Origin of the sequence: Methylobacterium symbioticum (assembly GCF_902141845.1) — a bacterium.
Lineage (GTDB): Bacteria > Pseudomonadota > Alphaproteobacteria > Rhizobiales > Beijerinckiaceae > Methylobacterium > Methylobacterium symbioticum.
This window is the reverse complement of the sequence record NZ_CABFPH010000003.1, coordinates 145794-161697: the sequence shown is the minus strand read 5'-3', so window position 1 is coordinate 161697 and position 15904 is coordinate 145794. Positions and strand designations below refer to the sequence as shown.

The 15904-nt window shown below is 71.5% G+C and carries 16 protein-coding genes; 7 read left to right on the top strand and 9 right to left on the bottom strand.

Features of this window, described 5'->3' with window-relative positions; translation table 11 throughout:
- Positions 1–480: 480 nt before the first annotated feature.
- Positions 481–1830: an MFS family transporter gene (locus MET9862_RS02455; RefSeq protein ID WP_142581520.1), complete on the top strand. Its 1350-nt coding sequence runs from the start codon at positions 481–483 to the stop codon at positions 1828–1830.
- A gap of 61 nt (positions 1831–1891) precedes the next feature.
- Here MET9862_RS02455 and MET9862_RS02450 read toward each other — a convergent pair whose 3' ends face one another.
- Entirely contained in the window at positions 1892–2443 is a 552-nt protein-coding gene (locus MET9862_RS02450; protein ID WP_142581519.1) for a superoxide dismutase family protein, read from the bottom strand.
- Positions 2444–2531: 88 nt separating this feature from the next.
- Here MET9862_RS02450 and MET9862_RS02445 point away from each other — a divergent pair, with 88 nt between their 5' ends.
- From MET9862_RS02445 to MET9862_RS02435, 3 genes are all read left to right on the top strand, one after another.
- Entirely contained in the window at positions 2532–3275 is a 744-nt protein-coding gene (locus tag MET9862_RS02445) for a TlyA family RNA methyltransferase (protein WP_142581518.1), read from the top strand.
- The gene (locus MET9862_RS02440; protein ID WP_142581517.1) at positions 3272–4528 is read left to right on the top strand and encodes a class I SAM-dependent RNA methyltransferase; all 1257 of its coding nucleotides are present in this window, start codon (positions 3272–3274) and stop codon (positions 4526–4528) included. Before MET9862_RS02445 ends, MET9862_RS02440 begins: the two co-directional genes overlap by 4 nt.
- Positions 4529–4598: 70 nt before the next feature.
- Positions 4599–4856, top strand: a complete 258-nt coding sequence (locus MET9862_RS02435; protein WP_142581516.1) for a hypothetical protein — start codon at positions 4599–4601, stop codon at positions 4854–4856.
- A gap of 4 nt (positions 4857–4860) precedes the next feature.
- Here the strand turns inward: MET9862_RS02435 and MET9862_RS02430 are convergent, their stop codons facing one another.
- Entirely contained in the window at positions 4861–6198 is a 1338-nt protein-coding gene (locus MET9862_RS02430; RefSeq protein ID WP_142581515.1) for an aminotransferase-like domain-containing protein, read from the bottom strand.
- 105 nt (positions 6199–6303) lie between these two features.
- On the opposite strand from MET9862_RS02430, the gene MET9862_RS02425 reads away from it, so the two are divergent.
- On the top strand, positions 6304–6504 hold the full coding sequence (locus tag MET9862_RS02425) for a translation initiation factor IF-2 (RefSeq protein ID WP_142581514.1): 201 nt from the start codon (positions 6304–6306) through the stop codon (positions 6502–6504).
- A 103-nt stretch (positions 6505–6607) separates the two neighbouring features.
- Here the strand turns inward: MET9862_RS02425 and MET9862_RS02420 are convergent, their stop codons facing one another.
- The 6 genes from MET9862_RS02420 to MET9862_RS02395 form a co-directional block, all read right to left on the bottom strand.
- On the bottom strand, positions 6608–7372 hold the full coding sequence (locus tag MET9862_RS02420; protein ID WP_142581513.1) for an SOS response-associated peptidase: 765 nt from the start codon (positions 7370–7372) through the stop codon (positions 6608–6610).
- 94 nt (positions 7373–7466) lie between these two features.
- Positions 7467–8471 carry a magnesium transporter CorA family protein gene (locus tag MET9862_RS02415; RefSeq protein ID WP_142581512.1) on the bottom strand — a complete coding sequence of 335 codons (1005 nt, stop codon included), beginning with the start codon at positions 8469–8471 and terminating at the stop codon, positions 7467–7469.
- 25 nt (positions 8472–8496) lie between these two features.
- On the bottom strand, positions 8497–9357 hold the full coding sequence (locus tag MET9862_RS02410) for an SDR family oxidoreductase (RefSeq protein ID WP_142581511.1): 861 nt from the start codon (positions 9355–9357) through the stop codon (positions 8497–8499).
- Between the two features lie 216 nt (positions 9358–9573).
- Positions 9574–10422: an SDR family NAD(P)-dependent oxidoreductase gene (locus tag MET9862_RS02405; RefSeq protein ID WP_142581510.1), complete on the bottom strand. Its 849-nt coding sequence runs from the start codon at positions 10420–10422 to the stop codon at positions 9574–9576.
- Complete coding sequence (locus tag MET9862_RS02400) at positions 10419–11183, bottom strand: enoyl-CoA hydratase-related protein (RefSeq protein WP_142581509.1); 765 nt, start codon at positions 11181–11183, stop codon at positions 10419–10421. Before MET9862_RS02400 ends, MET9862_RS02405 begins: the two co-directional genes overlap by 4 nt.
- Positions 11184–11194: 11 nt before the next feature.
- Entirely contained in the window at positions 11195–12937 is a 1743-nt protein-coding gene (locus MET9862_RS02395) for an acyl-CoA dehydrogenase family protein (RefSeq protein WP_142581508.1), read from the bottom strand.
- Between the two features lie 146 nt (positions 12938–13083).
- Between MET9862_RS02395 and MET9862_RS02390 the strand changes: the two genes are divergently transcribed.
- Positions 13084–14094: an L-threonylcarbamoyladenylate synthase gene (locus MET9862_RS02390; protein ID WP_142581507.1), complete on the top strand. Its 1011-nt coding sequence runs from the start codon at positions 13084–13086 to the stop codon at positions 14092–14094.
- Positions 14095–14282: 188 nt separating this feature from the next.
- Here MET9862_RS02390 and wrbA read toward each other — a convergent pair whose 3' ends face one another.
- Complete coding sequence (gene wrbA, locus MET9862_RS02385) at positions 14283–14879, bottom strand: NAD(P)H:quinone oxidoreductase (protein ID WP_142581506.1); 597 nt, start codon at positions 14877–14879, stop codon at positions 14283–14285.
- Between the two features lie 107 nt (positions 14880–14986).
- Here wrbA and MET9862_RS02380 point away from each other — a divergent pair, with 107 nt between their 5' ends.
- A complete protein-coding gene (locus MET9862_RS02380) occupies positions 14987–15874 on the top strand; it encodes a LysR family transcriptional regulator (protein WP_142581505.1) in 888 nt (295 codons plus the stop codon).
- The last annotated feature ends 30 nt before the right edge of the window (positions 15875–15904 follow it).

The window sequence follows — 15904 nt, the reverse complement described above, 5'->3', positions numbered from 1 at the left end:
CCCGCGCCCATGCCGGCACCGCCAGCCCCGCCAGCGGCACCACCGCCCGCGCCCCCTCCTGCACCGCCGCCCGCGCCGCCTTGGGCGAGGGCGACGGTCGCGCCGGCTGCCAGCAAGGCAGCCGTCAGCGTGGTCCGAACAAGCTTGTTCATGGCGATTTTTCCTGTCCCTGTACCAATCTTGACCGGAGCGTTACTGACGACGACCGATCATCGTGCCGCCCCGCAACGACAACGGACAGCAAACCGTTCCGTCACATCCCGGCTTGTTCGCCTGCGGACAAAATCCCTCGAACCCAACCGGATGCGGCAAATACTTGGTGCGCTTAATCGGTGTCCGCCGGGATTAAGTGACAGTTCACGTGCGTAACTCACCCACCCCGAGCCCTCGCTCTTCGCGGCTGCCGACGCCCCGTGCTAGGCCCGCACCGCACAACGAGGCTGCCCGCGGCGCGGGCGAGGAAACGCCGGGAGCAAGAGAATGGCAGACTCGATCGGAATCGCGCCGTCCGCGGCGGATGCCGCCGCGGATCGCCGCCGCCGCATTATGGCGATCGTCGGCTCGTCCTCCGGCAATCTCGTCGAGTGGTACGACTTCTACTGCTACGCCTTCTTCGCGATCTACTTCGCCCCGGCCTTCTTCCCGAAGGGCGACGCCACCAGCCAGCTCCTGCAGACGGCCGGCATCTTCGCGGTGGGCTTCTTCATGCGGCCCATCGGCGGCTGGCTGTTCGGCCGCATCGCCGACCGGGTCGGGCGCCGCACCTCCATGGTGATCTCGGTGCTGATGATGTGCGCTGGCTCGCTCTTCATCGGCATCCTGCCGACCTACGAGACAGTCGGCGCCGCCGCCCCGATCCTGCTCCTCCTCGCCCGCATGCTCCAGGGTCTGTCGGTCGGCGGCGAGTACGGCACCAGCGCGACCTACATGAGCGAGGTGGCGCTCAAAGGTCATCGCGGCTTCTTCGCCTCGTTCCAGTACGTCACGCTGATCGGCGGCCAGCTCCTGGCCTCGCTGGTGCTGATCGTCCTGCAGGCGGTGATGACGAGCGAGCAGATCACGGCCTTCGGCTGGCGCATCCCGTTCTTCATCGGCGCGCTCGCCGCGATCGTCGCCCTGTATCTGCGCCGCTCGCTCGCCGAGACCGGCGGCTCCGACAAGGAGGATGCCGGCACCTTCAGCGAGCTGTTCAAGCACTGGCGCGCCTTCTGCGTGGTCCTGGCCTACACGGCGGGCGGCTCGCTCGTATTCTACACCTTCACCACCTACATGCAGAAATACCTCGTCAACACCGCGCACATGGACAAGACGACCGCCTCGCGCACGATGACGGCGGTTCTGCTCGTCTACATGATGGTCCAGCCCTTCTTCGGCTGGCTCTCGGACCGGATCGGCCGCAAGGCCAACATGATCCTCTACAGCGGCCTCGGTGCCCTGATGGTGGTGCCGCTGATGACGGCGATCGGGTCCAACACGGATCCCTACCTCGCCTTCCTGTACATCACCCTGGGCCTGCTCGTGGTGAGCTTCTACACGGGCATCTCGGGGATCGTGAAGGCGGAGCTGTTCCCCACCAAGGTGCGGGCGCTGGGCGTCGGCCTGTCCTACGCGCTGGCCAACGCCACCTTCGGCGGCACGGCCGAGTACGTCGCCCTGTGGTTCAAGGACAGCGGCATGGAGACGACCTTCTTCTGGTACGTCACCGTGCTGCTCGCCATCGCCTTCGTCGCCTCGGTGATCATGCCGAACCCGAAGGTGCACGGCTATCTCGACGGCGCCGGCACCGTCGAGGAGGCGCTCGGCAAGAAGCCCGCCCTCGCCCACGCCTGAACGGCCGTGCCTCCCTCCCCCGCTGAGGGGGAGGGAGGCACGGGTCCGGCTCCGTGATCCCTTACTTGATGACCGCGCAGGCGACCCGGTCGCCCGCGCCGCCGATCGGCTGGCTCATGTGGTCGTCCTCCTTGGCGTGGAAGACCAAGGCCGAACCGTCGGCATCCTTCAGGCCGCCCTCGCCGACGAGCGAGGTCTCGCTCGACACTTCCGTATTGGCCGAGCCATCCGCGCCCGCGAAGATGTTGGGCAGGTCGCCCTCGTCGGGCCCGTCCGCGTTGAGCAGGCCGTGCTTGCTCTGGTCGTGGTTCACATGGGCCTTGGAGTTGGCGAACTTCTCGGTATCGGAGCAATCGCCGACCGCGTGGAAATGCATGCCGTGCCAGCCCGGCGTGAGGCCGCCCGCCTTGATTGCGATGCGCACGACCAGCGTGTTGGCGCCGTCCCGGAAGCTCGCGGTGCCGATCTCCTCGCCCTTGTTGTTCTTGATCGCGGTCTCGTAGGTCTGCGGCGCGGCCGGCGCCTGGCCCGCGGGCTTGGCGGGCTCCTGGGCCAGCGCCTGGAGGGGCGCGAGGCCCGCGGCCAGCGCGAGCAGGGGCAGGATGCGTGTCATGTGATGGCTCTCCTCGTGACGCCGGGCTAGGTAGGCGCGTTGCGACCGGCCGACAGGCCGCCCATACATCCGGACTATTGAGCAAGCGATGACGGGGGACCGGCTCAGGGCCGACCGCTATCTGGTAGAGCACGGGCATTTCGAGAGCCGCGCGCGCGCGCAGGCCGCGATCACGGCTGGCCTCGTACGGGCGGATGGCCGCGTCGTCGCCCGCGCCTCGGAGCCGATCGCGCCCGGCGCGCGCATCGAGGCGGAGGCGCCACACCCCTACGTCTCCCGCGGCGGCCTGAAGCTGGAAGCCGCCCTCGACGCCTTCGGGCTCGATCCGCGCGGCCGCACCGCCCTGGATGTCGGCGCCTCGACGGGGGGCTTCACCGATCTCCTGCTGCGCCGCGGCGCCGCCTTCGTCCACGCGGTCGATGTCGGCCGCGACCAGCTTCACGCCAGCCTGCGCGCCGACGCGCGCGTCGCGAGCCTGGAAGGGACCGATATCCGCGACCTCGCCGGCACCCGCCTCGCGCCGATGCCCGATATCGGCGGCATCGACGTGAGCTTCATCGCTCTGCGCCTCGTCCTGCCGGCGGTCGCGAGCCTGCTCGCCCCCGGGGCCGATCTCGTCGCGCTGATCAAGCCCCAGTTCGAGGCCGGCCGCGACCGGGTCGGCCGCGGCGGGATCGTGCGGGACACGGCCGTGCATGACGCCGTCTGCGCCGAGGTGCGGGCGGTCCTCGAAGGGCTCGGCTTCGCCGTCCGCGGCCTGATCCCGTCGCCGATCCAGGGCGGCGACGGCAACACCGAATTCCTGATCGCTGCGCGGAAGGCCGAGGCATGAGCGAGACCGTCACCATCGTCCGCCTCGGCGCCCGCGGCGACGGCATCGCCGCGGACGGCACCCCGGTGGCCGGAGCCCTGCCGGGTGAGCGGGTCGCGATCACCCGCGCCGAGGGACGCGGCGTGCTGGACGCGGTCCTCGACCCCTCCCCCGACCGGATCGAACCGTTCTGCCCCTATTTCGGGCGCTGCGGCGGCTGCGCGACGCAGCACCTCGCGCCCGAGCCCTACGCCGCGTGGATGCAGGGCCTTCTCGCCCAGGCGCTGTCCCAGGCCGGACTCGCAATCCAGCCGGAGCCGATGGTTGACGGGCATGGCGAGGGCCGCCGCCGGTTCACCCTGCACGTGCGCAACCGCGACGGCCAAGCCGAAGCCGGGCTGATGGCGGCGCGCAGCCACGACTTGGTCGCGATCGACCATTGCCCGATCACCGTGCCCGCCCTGCACTCCGCGCCCGCCCTCGCGGCGGCGCTGAGTGCGCCGCTCGGCCACGGCCGCAAGCCCCTCGACGTTCTGGTGACGGCGACCGAGAGCGGCCTCGACGTCGATATCCGGGGACACGGCCCTGTCGAAGCCGGTGTGCGTGCGGCGCTGGTGCGGCTCGCCGAAGCGCACGGCCTCGCCCGTCTGTCGCTCCACGGGGACGTGGTGGTGGAGCGCACGATGCCGGCTCTCCGCTCGGGCGCCGCGCAGCTCTTCCCGCCGCCGGGCGGCTTCCTGCAGGCGACGGCGGCGGGCGAAGCCGCGCTCACCGCCCTGGTGCTGGCGGCCCTGCCGAAGAAGGCCAAGCGCGTCGCCGATCTCTTCGCCGGGAGCGGCCCCTTCAGCCTCGCCATCGCGCAGCACATGGATGTCCATGCCGTCGAGGGCGATGCGGCGGCCCTCACCGGCCTCGACCGCGCGATGCGGACGGCGACGGGCCTGCGCCGCGTGACCCAGGAGCGGCGCGACCTGTTCCGCCGGCCGCTCCTCGCCCACGACCTCAAGGGCTTCGACGCGGTGGTGCTCGATCCGCCGCGGGCAGGCGCCGAGGCGCAGGCGCGCCAGCTCGCCGAATCGCAAGTGCCGGTGGTGGTCGGCGTCGCCTGCGACACCGGCACGTTCGCGCGCGATGCCGCCATCCTCGCCGCCGGCGGCTACCGCCTGGAGCGGGTCACCCCGGTCGACCAGTTCCGCTATTCGGGGCACCTCGAGATGGTCGGCGTCTTCACAAAGGCGCCCGCGCGCCGCGCCGGCCTGCGCCGCCCGCGCTGACGCATCGTGCACCGAAGCATCGTGCTGAACCTTGGCCTTTCTCGTGCGTTGGGTCAGGCGGAGGTTCGCCATGCCCCTCGTCTCTCTGCTCTGTTCCCTCGTCGCCCTGACCGCGCTCACCGCCGTCGCGCAGGCTCAGCCCGCGGACCGCACCGGCACCGGCGGCGGCCCGGACAGCACGATCACCGCGCCCTACACCAACCGCGAGGGCGTCACGAAGCCGCCCGGCACCTCCCTCGGTCCCGGCGAGGTCCCCTCCCCCAAGGCGCAGAGGCGCGAGCGCCGCGAGATCGACCGGATCGAGGGCAGCATCTGCAAAGGCTGCTGATCCCCTACTCGACGACCTGATCGTCGCCGGCGAGCGCGAGACGGCGCAGGTCGCTCAAGGCCCGGACGAGGTCGTCGCTTGCCGGCGCGGCCAGGGCGAGGCGCACGGCATTCGGGGCATGGCCGGGGCTCACCGCGAAGGAGGCCGCCGGGATCAGCGCGATGCCCCGGCGCAGGGCCGCGGCGGCGAAGGCCTCGGCCCGCCAGGTCTCGGGCAGTTCGAGCCAGAGGTGATAGGCGCAGGCGTCGCCGCGGATGGTCAGGCCGGCCAGCGCCTCGCGGGCGAGGGCGTGGCGGGCCGCCGCGTCCGCCCGCTTGACCAGCGCGAGGCGCTCGGCGCCGCCGTCGCTCATCCAGTGGACCCCAGCCGCGAGCGGCAGCCCCATCGCCGTCCAGCCGCCCTGGCGCACCGAGGCCGCGAGACGGTCGACCAAGCCGACCGGGCTCGCGATCAGGCCGATGCTGAGGCCCGGCATGACCCGCTTCGACAGGCTGTCGATGAGGATGGTCCGCTCGGGCGCGAGGGCAGCCACCGGCACCGCATCGGACAGGAAGCCGTAGACCGTGTCCTCAACGAGAGTCAGCCCGGTCTCGGCGCAGAGCGCCGCGATCTCCGCCCGCCGGCCTGAGCCCATCGTCGCGCCCAACGGGTTCTGCAGGGTCGGCTGCAGATAGAGCCCGGCGAGCGGCTGCGCCCGGTGGATCTGCAGCACCGCCTCCGGCCGCACGCCCTCCTCATCCATGGGAAGCGGCACGAGGGCGATGCCGAGACGGGCGGCGATGCCCTTCACGACCGGATAGGTCAGCGGCTCGCAGCCGATGCGCTCGCCGGGCGGCGCCAGGGTGGCGAGGGCGGCGGCGAGCGCCTGCTTGCCGTTGCCGGTGAACAGCAGCCCTTCCGGGTCCGGCGCGTATCCGGCACGGGTGAGGAAACGGGCGGCGACCGCGCGGGCGCGGGGCGTCCCGGCCGGGCCGAACTGATTCAGGGCCGCGTCCGCTGCACCGAGCCGCGGCAGGGCGGCGAGCGTCTCGGCGAGCAGGCTCTCCTGTTCCGGCAGGTGCGAGTGGGTCCGCTGAAGGTCGATCGCAGCCGGCGGTGGCTCGGCCGTGATCGCCCCGGGCGCGCCGAGATCGGATCGGACATAGGTGCCGCGCCCGACCTCGCCGAGGACGAGCCCGCGCCGGGCGAGTTCCGCATAGACCCGGCTCGCGGTCGAGACCGCAATGCCGCGGGCATAAGCGAAATCGCGCTGGGGCGGCAGGCGGTCGCCGGGACGGAGCCGCCCTGCCGCGATCTCGGCGGCGACCGCGTCGGCGACGGTCCGATAATCCGGGCTCGACACAATTGCTCCGAGTTCAATGTTTCGATTGCACCGAGACAAATATCGGTTCAATCCTCGACACGCAATCCCGGCCGGACTGCATTCCCTGCCACCGGATCGCCGACCATGTCCGCCGCCACGCTGAACGCCTGCTCCACCACCCGCACGAACCCGCTCGCGCCCGCGCCCACCCTGCCGTGGGTCTGGCTGCGGCGCCTCCGCGCCCGCCGGGCACTCGCCGCGCTGCATCCCGAGCAGATCCGCGAGGCGGGGCTCGATCCGCTGATCGTGCGGGCCGAGAGCCTGAAGCCGTTCTGGCGCGCCTAACGCCCGGCCCGACCGCCCTGCGATCGGGCCGGGCTTACGGTCTTCGCTCCGACACGCTCTCCTGTGCCGAAGCGATCTCCGGTGCGGCGGCGAGCCCTCTCGATCAGAACAGGCTGCCCTGTTCGTCCTCGTCGCTGGAACGCGGCTTGTCCTCGGCTGGCGCCTGCGGCTCGGGCGAGCCGGGGCGCGCCTGCGCCAGCGGCTCGATCAGGCCCGCATCGTCGTGGCGCGCGTCGTTCACCCGCGGGCTCACGGGGTCGAGCCGCAGCCAGTCGTCGGAACAGGGGCGGCACAGGGCGGCCGCCGAGGCCGCGTCGGTGGTGCGCGCATCGAGCCAGGGCTCGATCTGGTCCGGGCTGAGGATCGCCGGCATCCGGTCATGGATCGCGGCCATGGTGCCGTTGGCGCCGGTGGTGACGATCGCCGCCGTGTCGAGTTCCGAGCCGTCCGCCCCGAGCCAGGCGTCCCACAGGCCGGCCAGCGCCATCGGCGCGCCGTCTGCCCGGCGGATCAGGAAGGGCGTCTTCTTCGCCGCGCGGCCCGTGCCCTCGCGGCGCCACTCGTAGAAGCCGTCGGCGAGGAAGATGCAGCGCCGGTGGCGCACCGCGCCGCGGAAGGTCGCCTTGTCGAGGATCGTCTCGACGCGGGCGTTGATGATGAGCGGGAAGCCCTTCGGATCCTTCAGCCAGGAGGGCCAGAAGCCCCAGCGCATCAGCCGGAAGTGCCGTCCGCCCTGCTCGAACAGCACCACCGGCACGGGCTGGGTCGGCGCCACATTGTAGCGCGGCGGGAAATTCGGCCGCTCCGGATAGGCGTAGAATTCGGCGAAGACCTGCGGCGCCTGCGCGATGAAGAAGCGTCCGCACATCGGTGTCATCCCCAGTGCAAGGCCGGACGGCCTTGATCCGCCGCATGGGCAGCAACGCGCGGCCGCGCGTGCGGCTCTGCGAGTTGGTCGCGCCCTACAGCCAGCGCTTCCAGCGGAAGAAGGCATAGGGCAGCACGGCGGCCACCACCATCATCACCACGGCGAGCGGGTAGCCGAAGGGCAGCTCCAGCTCCGGCATGGTCTTGAAGTTCATGCCATAGATCGAGGCGATCAGGGTCGGCGGCATGAACACCACCGCCATGACCGAGAACAGCTTGATGATGTTGTTCTGCTCGAGGTTCACGAGGCCGAGCGTCGCGTCGAGCAGGAAGTTGATCTTGGTCGAGAGGAAGGTCGCGTGCTCCTCCAACGACTGAAGGTCGCGCAACGTCGAGCGCACGTCCTCGCGCAGCTCTCGCGGCGCCTTGTTGGTGCGATAGGTGGCCGAGAGCGAGAGCAGGATGCGCTCCATCGAGACGAGGCTCTCGCGCTGCTTCGAGATCAGGTCGTTGTGCCGGCCGAGCGCGCGCAGGGTGTCCTGCAGGGCGGTGTTGCGGGCGCTCGGATCGTCCTGCACCTCGAAGATCTTGGCGGACAGCCGGTCGATGCGCTCGCCCTGAAGCTGGAGCACGTCGGCAGCGCGGTCGATCACCGCCTCGATCAGCCCGGCGAGGATCGACTCGCCCGAGATCACCGCGGTCGGCCCGTTGCCCGTGGCCCGGCCGGCGCGCTGCGTGTACATGCGGAAAGCCTGCGGCTCCTCGTAGCGTACGGTGACGAGCCGGTTGCCGCGCAGGATGAAGGTGATGCCGGCGAGCCCCGGCTCCTCCGAATCGCTCACCTTCGACAGCAGGCGGCCCGTCATGTAGCGGGCGCCGTCCTCCACGTAGAGCAGCTCCGAGGGCTCAATGTCCTTCATCTCCTCGCGGGTCGGCACCTCGATCCCGGAGAAGCCCTCGACCTTCAGTTCCTCCTCGCGGCTCGGGCGGATCAGGTCGAGCCAGACGGTGTCCTCAGGGATCGCGTCCTGAAGCTCGAGCGACCGGCGTTCGAGCTGCATCGTCCCGGCGACGGAGACCGGTTGGTGGATGAAGATCACAAGGGGGCTCGGAGGATGGGGCGGCTCAGTCGAGCGCGCCGGGTGGCGGTAGGCTCGCATCCGGCACGAAGAAGTCCGGCGCAAGGGGTATGCCCGGTGTGACGCGGTATTTTGAAAAGTCCGTGACACCCTGCTCGGCCAGGAAGACGTCGTCGATCAGGAAGCGGCCCGTGACCTCGCGGGACGGCTTCAGGAACAGGGCGTGGGCGGCGTCCGCCATGATCTCGGGGGTACGGCTCGCCTGCATCAACGCTTCGCCGCCGAGCAGGTTGTTGACGGCGGCCGTGGCGATGGTGGTGCGCGGCCAGAGCGCGTTCACGGCGACGCCCTTGCGGCGCAGCTCGCCCGCGAGCCCCAGCACGCACATCGACATGCCGAACTTCGCCATCGTGTAGGCGAGGTGGGGCGCGAACCACTTCTCCGCCATGTCGAGGGGCGGCGACAGCATCACGATGTGCGGATTTTCGGCCTTCTCCAGATGGGGGATGGCGTATTTCGAGACCATGTAGGTGCCGCGCGTATTGATCTGATGCATCAGGTCGAAGCGCTTCATCTCGGTCTGCGGCGTCGGGGTGAGCGAGATGGCGCTCGCGTTGTTCACCACGATGTCGAGGCCGCCGAAGGTCTCGGCCGTCCGCGCGATCGCACCGGCGACCGCCGCCTCGTCGCGCACGTCGACGACCACGGGCAGGGCCCTGCCGCCCGCCCGCTCGATGGCCTCGGCCGCCGTGTAGATCGTGCCCTCCAGCTTCGGATGCGGCTCGGTGGTCTTCGCCGCGATCGCGACATTCGCCCCGTCGCGCGCGGCGCGCAGGCCGATCGCGAGCCCGATGCCGCGTGAGGCGCCGGTGATGAACAGGGTCTTTCCGCGCAAGGTGTCGGTCATCGTGTGCTCCGCTTGGTCATGATCTCGCGCGTCTCACCTCTGCGGGACAGGGTGGCCCCCGAAGGGGGTCGGGTAGGAGAACCCGGCTTTCGGAAAAAGGGGGGAAGCGTCGATGCCGCGCGCAGTTCGGCACCGTCGCACCCCTCTCCCGACCCGCTTCGCAGGCCACCCTCCCCCGCAAAGGGGGGAAGGAGATGCGGCGGCGGCACGAGCCCGTCACTCGCCCCCCGGGCCAACCCGGAACCGCTCCGGCTGCGTCCCGTCCGCATCGGTGAAGCCGTAGGTGCGGGCGAGATCGGCCGCATGCAGCACCCGGCCGGCATGGCGCCCCACATCCGGGTCGGCTGCGAGCGCCGCGAGCGCCCGGCCGGCATAGAGCGGGCTCTCGGTGGCGAGAGCCTCCTGGCCCAGGTCGCGCACCCGCTCGGTGGCGACGAAGCCGGGCGAGAGCGCGAGCGCCGTGACGCCGTGGGGGCGCAATTCCTCGGCGCAAGCGAGCGCCAGCCGGTTGGTCGCTGCCTTGGCCGAATCGTAGAAGACGTCGCCGAGATAGCCCTCCTCCGTGCCGAAGGAGACGAGGGCCAGAAGCCCGGCGCGCGACGCCACCATGGCGGGGGCGACGGCGCGGGCGAGCAGCAGGGCGGCGTAGGGACCGACTTCGAGGAAGCGGGCATAGGGCTCGGCCGAGCGGCGCCAGAACGGCGTGCCCCAGGCCGCCCCGTCGGGGTAGCGGGCGCCGTCATAGCCCTCGTTGCCGCCCCAGACGCTCGACACGGCCACGTCGATGCGGCCGAACCGCCGGAGAACCCAGTGGACCAGCTCGTCCACGGCGCGCTCGCTCAGATGGTCGCAGAGATAGTGGTGGCCCTGGCCGCCCGCGGCATCCACCTCGCGGGCGGTGTCCTCGATCGCCTCGGGGCGCATCTCGGTGCGCGGGCCGGTCTCGCTGGAGCGAGCGGTGACGATCACCGTCGCACCGGCCTCGGCGAGGCCCCGGGCGATGCCCCGCCCGACGCCTCGCGAAGCGCCGGCGACGAGGCAGACCTTGCCGGCGAGCGCGCTCACGCCGAGGCGGGCTTGGCACGGGCGAGGAAGGCCTGGAAGCGCTCCTGCGCCTCGGGCGTGCGCAATTGCCGGTCGAAGGCCTCCGCCTCGGCCTGGAGCGCGGCATCGACCTGCGCCTGGTCGCCGCGGATCAGGGCCCGCGAGGCGGCAAGCGCGCCCCGCGGCAGGGCGGCGAGCCGCGTCGCTTGGGCGACCGCATGTTCCACCAGCATGTCGGAGGGCATCACCGCGTTGACGAGGCCGAGCGCCTCGGCCTGATCGGCGCCGAACATCTCGGAGAGGAGAAGGAGCTCCGTCGCCTTGAGGCGGCCGACCCGGCGCGGCAGCAGGTAGCTGGAGGCGGCCTCGGGCACGAGGCCGAGCTCCACGAAGGGCATGCGGAAGCGCGCGGCCGGGCTCGCATAGACGAGATCGCAGTGCAGAGTCAGCGTGGTGCCGATGCCGACCGCGACGCCATCCACGGCCGCGACCAGCGGCGTCCTGGTGCGGGCGAGCTGCCGGATGAAGCGGAGCGAGGGCGCCTCGCTGAAGGCCTTCTCAGCCCGGGTGACGAAATCGGCGATGTCGTTGCCGGCGCTGAAGGCACCCGGCACCCCGGCGAACACCACCGCGCCGACCGCATCCGATGCATCCGCCGCCTCCAGCGCGCCGCGCATGGCGTCGTACATGGCACCCGTCAGCGCGTTCTTCTTCTCGGGGCGGTCGAGCGTCACGAGGCGGACGCCGCCCTGCAGATCCTCGATCCGGACGTTCTCTCTCATCGATCCTCTCCTCAGCTCGCGAGTGCCACGGCCGCCTCATCCACGAAGGCGCCTCCCTCGGTCACGGCCTGTTCGAGGCCGGAGGCCGCCGGCAGCAGGTTCTCGGCGAAGAAGCGGGCCAGCACGATGCGGGCGCGGTGAGCCGGATCGGTCTCGCCGGCCTTGAGCGCCGCGTCGGCGGCGAGCGCCGCCTTGGCGAGGCAGGCCGCCCCTTGAGCGAGCCCGAACAGGCGCAGATACGGTGTGGCGCCGGCGAGCGCCGCGTCGGGCCGGTTGGAGGCGAGCGCCGCGAGCTGGTGGCTGGTCGCCCGGTCGAGGCTCTCGATGCCGGCGCGCAGGCGCGGGGCCATGTGGCCGAAGGCCGGATCGGCGTTCTTCAGGAGCCCCTCGGCGACCTTGCGCATGGCGGCGATCTGCGCCCGCACCGTGGTGCCCCCGGCCAGCGGCAGCTTGCGGCTCGTCAGGTCGATCGCCTGGATGCCGTTGGTGCCCTCGTAGATGCCGAGGATGCGCGCGTCCCGCATGAGCTGGGCGGCGCCTGTCTCCTCCACGAAGCCCATGCCGCCATGGACCTGTACGCCGAGCGACGTGACCTCGTTGGCGATGTCGGTGGAGAAGGCCTTGGCCACGGGCGTCAGCAGCGAGGCGCGGTCGGCGGCGGCCTGCCCCTCCGGCCCGTGGGCGGCGTCGAGGGCCGCCGCGGTGAGGTAGCAGATGCCGCGGGCGGCGGCCGTGTAGGCCTTCATGGTGAGCAGCATTCGCTGCACGTCCGCGTGCGCGACGATGGGGCTCGCCTGCGTGTCGCCCGCGGCGCGACCCTGGCGGCGCTCCTGCGCGTAGGCGAGCGCGCGCTGAGTGGCCGCCTCGGCGACGCCCACCCCCTGCAGCCCGACATTGAGCCGGGCCGAGTTCATCATCGTGAACATGCAGGCGAGCCCCCGGTTCTCCTCGCCGACGAGCCAGCCGATAGCGCCACCCCCGTCGCCGAAGGCCATCGAGCAGGTCGGCGAGGCGTGGATGCCGAGCTTGTGCTCGATCCCGGAGCAGCGCAGGTCGTTGCGGCTGCCGTCCGGCAGAACCTTCGGCACGAGGAAGAGTGAGATGCCGCGCGTTCCGGCCGGCGCATCCTTCAGCCGGGCGAGCACGAGGTGGAGGATGTTGTCGGTGAGGTCGTGCTCGCCGTAGGTGATGAAGATCTTGGCGCCGATGATCCGGTAGGTGCCGTCGCCCACCGGCTCGGCCCGGCTGCGCAGGGCGGAGAGGTCCGAGCCGGCCTGCGGCTCGGTCAGGTTCATGGTGGCGGTCCACGCACCCGAGACGAGCTTGTCGAGGTAGCGGGCCTTCAGGTCGTCCGAGCCGTGCGCGGACAGGGCCTCGATGCCGCCGGCAGTGAGCAGCGGGCAGAGGCCGAAGGCGAGGTTGGCGCCGTTCCACATCTCGGTCGCCGCGGCGCTTAAGGTATGCGGCAGGCCCTGGCCACCGAAATCCGGATCGGCGGCGAGCCCGTTCCAGCCCCCCTCGGTGAAGGCCCGATAGGCCTCGCGCCAGCCCGGCGGCGTGGTCACCGCGGCGTCGGCGAGCGTCGAGCCGTGCCGGTCGCCCGACCGGTTGAGCGGCGCGATCACTCCATTCGCCAGCCGGCCCGCCTCGGTGAGGATCGCCTCGGCATCCTCAACGCTCACCGCATCGCCCGGGATGCCGGAGACATGGGCCAGCGTGAACACCATCTCGGATACGGGCGCGCGGTAGCTCACGGACAACCTCCCTCGGCCCGCCTCTCCGGGCAGGCCGTTTGACGCGCCGGCGGATCGAGGATTAGGCCGGCGCAGATCCGCCGAGATACGCCGGCCCAGGCGCGCCGTCCAACGGACCTACCGCCGCGAACGGAGATAGTTTATATATGAACGATCGCCGGTCAACGGCCTGGACGGACCCTGCGGCAGCCACGCGCCTGCTTCCGGGTACGCAAGCGGGCGTCGCCGACGCGGCCGCTCTGCTGCGGGCGGGCCGGCTCGTCGCCTTCCCGACCGAGACGGTCTACGGCCTCGGCGGAGACGCCACGGACTCCGCCGCGGTGGCGGCGATCTTCGCGGCCAAGGCGCGCCCCCGCTTCAATCCATTGATCGCCCACCTGCCCGACGTGACGGCAGCTCGGATCGAGGGCGCCTTCGACGCGAATGCGGAGGCGCTCGCCGCCGCCTTCTGGCCCGGCCCCCTGACGCTGGTGGTCCCGGCGGGTCCCGATTGCACCGTCTGCGATCTCGCCCGGGCCGGGCTCGACAGCGTGGCGCTGCGGATTCCCGGAAGCCCACTCACCCGCGACCTGCTCGCGGCGACGGGCCGTCCCGTCGCCGGCCCTTCGGCCAACCGCTCGGGCCATGTCAGCCCGACCTCTGCCGCGCATGTCCTCGCCGACCTCGACGGACGGCTCGACGCTGTGCTCGACGGGGGGGCGGCACGGGTCGGCGTCGAATCGACGGTGGTCGCCTGTCTGGGGGATGGGCCGCGCTTGCTGCGTCCGGGCGCGATCACCCGCGCGATGATCCGCGACGTGCTCGGGCAGACGATCGGAGAGGCCGGCGCGGACGACGCGGCGCGCCCGGTCGGGCCCGGACTTCTCGCCTCGCACTACGCGCCGCGGGCGCGGGTGCGGCTCGATGCCATCGCGATCGCAACCGGCGAGGCGGCCCTGCTGTTCGGACCGCAGACGCCGCGCGGTCTCGACAATGCCGTGGCCGCGCGCAGCCTCAGTGCGAACGGTGATCTCGCTGAGGCGGCAGCGAACCTGTTCGCCGCCCTGCGCGATCTCGACGCCTCGGGCGCCGCGACCATCGCGGTGGCGCCGATCCCCGCGGACGGGCTCGGCGAGGCGATCCGCGACCGGCTCGCGCGGGCTGCGGCACCCCGCTGAATGCCGCCGATCAAAAAATCGCGGGCCGGCCCGGAACGAAACGCTGTCACCCCCGTTGGTGGATCACGAAGGCCAGTTCAGCCCCCAATGGCCTTTACCCTTCAGAGGCTCGGAGCAATCCGAGCCTTTTTTCTTGGCCGCCGCCATGCCGCGCGCCCTCCCCCTTCGTGGGGAAGGGCGGCAGGTCTTCAGGCGAGCTTGCCCGCGATCGTCGCGACGTGGCGGCCCTGGTAGCGGGCACCCTCGAGCTCGACCGGGCTCGGCTGGCGCGAGCCATCGGCCGCCGCGATCGTGGTGGCGCCGTAGGGCGAGCCGCCTTTCACCTCCTCGACCCCGTTCTGGCCCTGGAAGCTGTAGGGCAGGCCGACGATGACCATGCCGTGGTGCAGGAGCACGGTGTGGACGCTCGTGAGCGTGGTCTCCTGGCCGCCGTGCTGCGAGGCGGTCGAGGTGAAGACCGAACCGACCTTGCCGACGAGGGCACCCTTGGCCCAGAGGCCGCCGGTCTGATCGAGGAACTGCTTCATCTGCGCGGCCATGTTGCCGAAGCGGGTCGGCGTGCCGAGGATGATCGCATCGTATTCGGCAAGCTCGTTCGGGTCCGCGATCGGCGCCTGCTGGTCGAGCTTGTAGTGGAACTGCCGGGCGACCTCCTCGGGCACCAGCTCCGGCACCCGCTTCACCGTCACCTCGGCACCGGCCTCGCGTGCGCCTTCGGCAGCAGCCTGCGCCATCTGCTCCACATGGCCCCAGGACGAGTAGTACAGCACCAGAACCTTCGCCATCGACGCGATCTCCTCGACATCCCGGTAGGATCCCGGCCCACCGCTCGCCGCCATATCGCTCCGCTCGCGCCTTGCGGAAATGCCCTGGCCTGCAAGAATGACCTTGCATGAACGCAAAGCCGGACCTCGCCTGGGACGATTTCCGCCTCGTGAAGGCGGTGGCCGAGCGCGGGGGCCTGACCCGGGCCGCCGCCCATCTCGGCATCAACCACTCGACGGCCTTCCGCCGCCTCGCGCAGATCGAGGCAGGGCTCGGCGTGCGCCTGTTCGAGCGGCTGCGCGCCGGCTACCTGCCGACGCCGGCCGGCGAGGCGATGCTCGCCGCCGCCACCCGCATGGAGGCCGACGTCGCCGGCTTCGGCCGCGCGGTGGCCGGCCAGGCCCAGAGCCCGACCGGTGAGATCCGGGTCACCGCGGCGGCGAGCTTCGTGCGCGACCTGCTGATCCCGGTCGTCGCACGTTTCCTCGTCCGCTATCCGGCCATGCGCGTGGACATGATCGCCGCGGAGGGCGCCCTCAACCTGTCGCAGCGGGACGCGGATGTCGCCATCCGCGCGAGCTCCGATCCGCCGGCCAATCTGGTCGGGCGGCGTCTCTCGGGCATCGCCTGGGCGCTCTACGGCCGCGCCGACCGCGAGCCGGAGCGGCCGGAGGCGCAAAGCTGGGTGAGTCTCGCGGATTCGGTGGCGGGCGGCCGCTTCGCCGCCTTCGTCCGCGCCCGCGCCGAGCCCGACCGGATCGCGCTGCGCCTGAACACGGTGGACGGATTGCGCGAGGCCATCGAGGCCGGAATCGGGATCGGACCGCTGCCCTGCTATGTCGGCGATGCCTGCCCGGATCTCCGCCGGCTCGGCGATCCCGAGCCCGATCTGCAGGCCGACCTCTGGCTGCTGACGCATCCGGACCTGCGCCACGGCCCGCGCGTGCGCGCCTTCATGGATTTCGCGGCCGATTCCCTGCTGCCGCTGCGCCCTCGCTTCGAGGGACGCGGCTGAAGTCGGGGTGTCGAGAGGGATCATCCCTCT

What these genes read in the sequence shown, in the direction of transcription:
- MET9862_RS02455 (WP_142581520.1), top strand. Translation starts at nt 481, where the DNA reads ATGGCAGACTCGATCGGAATCGCGCCGTCCGCGGCGGATGCCGCCGCG.
- MET9862_RS02450 (WP_142581519.1), bottom strand. Translation starts at nt 2,443, where the DNA reads ATGACACGCATCCTGCCCCTGCTCGCGCTGGCCGCGGGCCTCGCGCCC.
- MET9862_RS02445 (WP_142581518.1), top strand. Translation starts at nt 2,532, where the DNA reads ATGACGGGGGACCGGCTCAGGGCCGACCGCTATCTGGTAGAGCACGGG.
- MET9862_RS02440 (WP_142581517.1), top strand. Translation starts at nt 3,272, where the DNA reads ATGAGCGAGACCGTCACCATCGTCCGCCTCGGCGCCCGCGGCGACGGC.
- MET9862_RS02435 (WP_142581516.1), top strand. Translation starts at nt 4,599, where the DNA reads ATGCCCCTCGTCTCTCTGCTCTGTTCCCTCGTCGCCCTGACCGCGCTC.
- MET9862_RS02425 (WP_142581514.1), top strand. Translation starts at nt 6,304, where the DNA reads ATGTCCGCCGCCACGCTGAACGCCTGCTCCACCACCCGCACGAACCCG.
- MET9862_RS02420 (WP_142581513.1), bottom strand. Translation starts at nt 7,372, where the DNA reads ATGTGCGGACGCTTCTTCATCGCGCAGGCGCCGCAGGTCTTCGCCGAA.
- MET9862_RS02410 (WP_142581511.1), bottom strand. Translation starts at nt 9,357, where the DNA reads ATGACCGACACCTTGCGCGGAAAGACCCTGTTCATCACCGGCGCCTCA.
- MET9862_RS02400 (WP_142581509.1), bottom strand. Translation starts at nt 11,183, where the DNA reads ATGAGAGAGAACGTCCGGATCGAGGATCTGCAGGGCGGCGTCCGCCTC.
- MET9862_RS02390 (WP_142581507.1), top strand. Translation starts at nt 13,084, where the DNA reads ATGAACGATCGCCGGTCAACGGCCTGGACGGACCCTGCGGCAGCCACG.
- wrbA (WP_142581506.1), bottom strand. Translation starts at nt 14,879, where the DNA reads ATGGCGAAGGTTCTGGTGCTGTACTACTCGTCCTGGGGCCATGTGGAG.
- MET9862_RS02380 (WP_142581505.1), top strand. Translation starts at nt 14,987, where the DNA reads ATGAACGCAAAGCCGGACCTCGCCTGGGACGATTTCCGCCTCGTGAAG.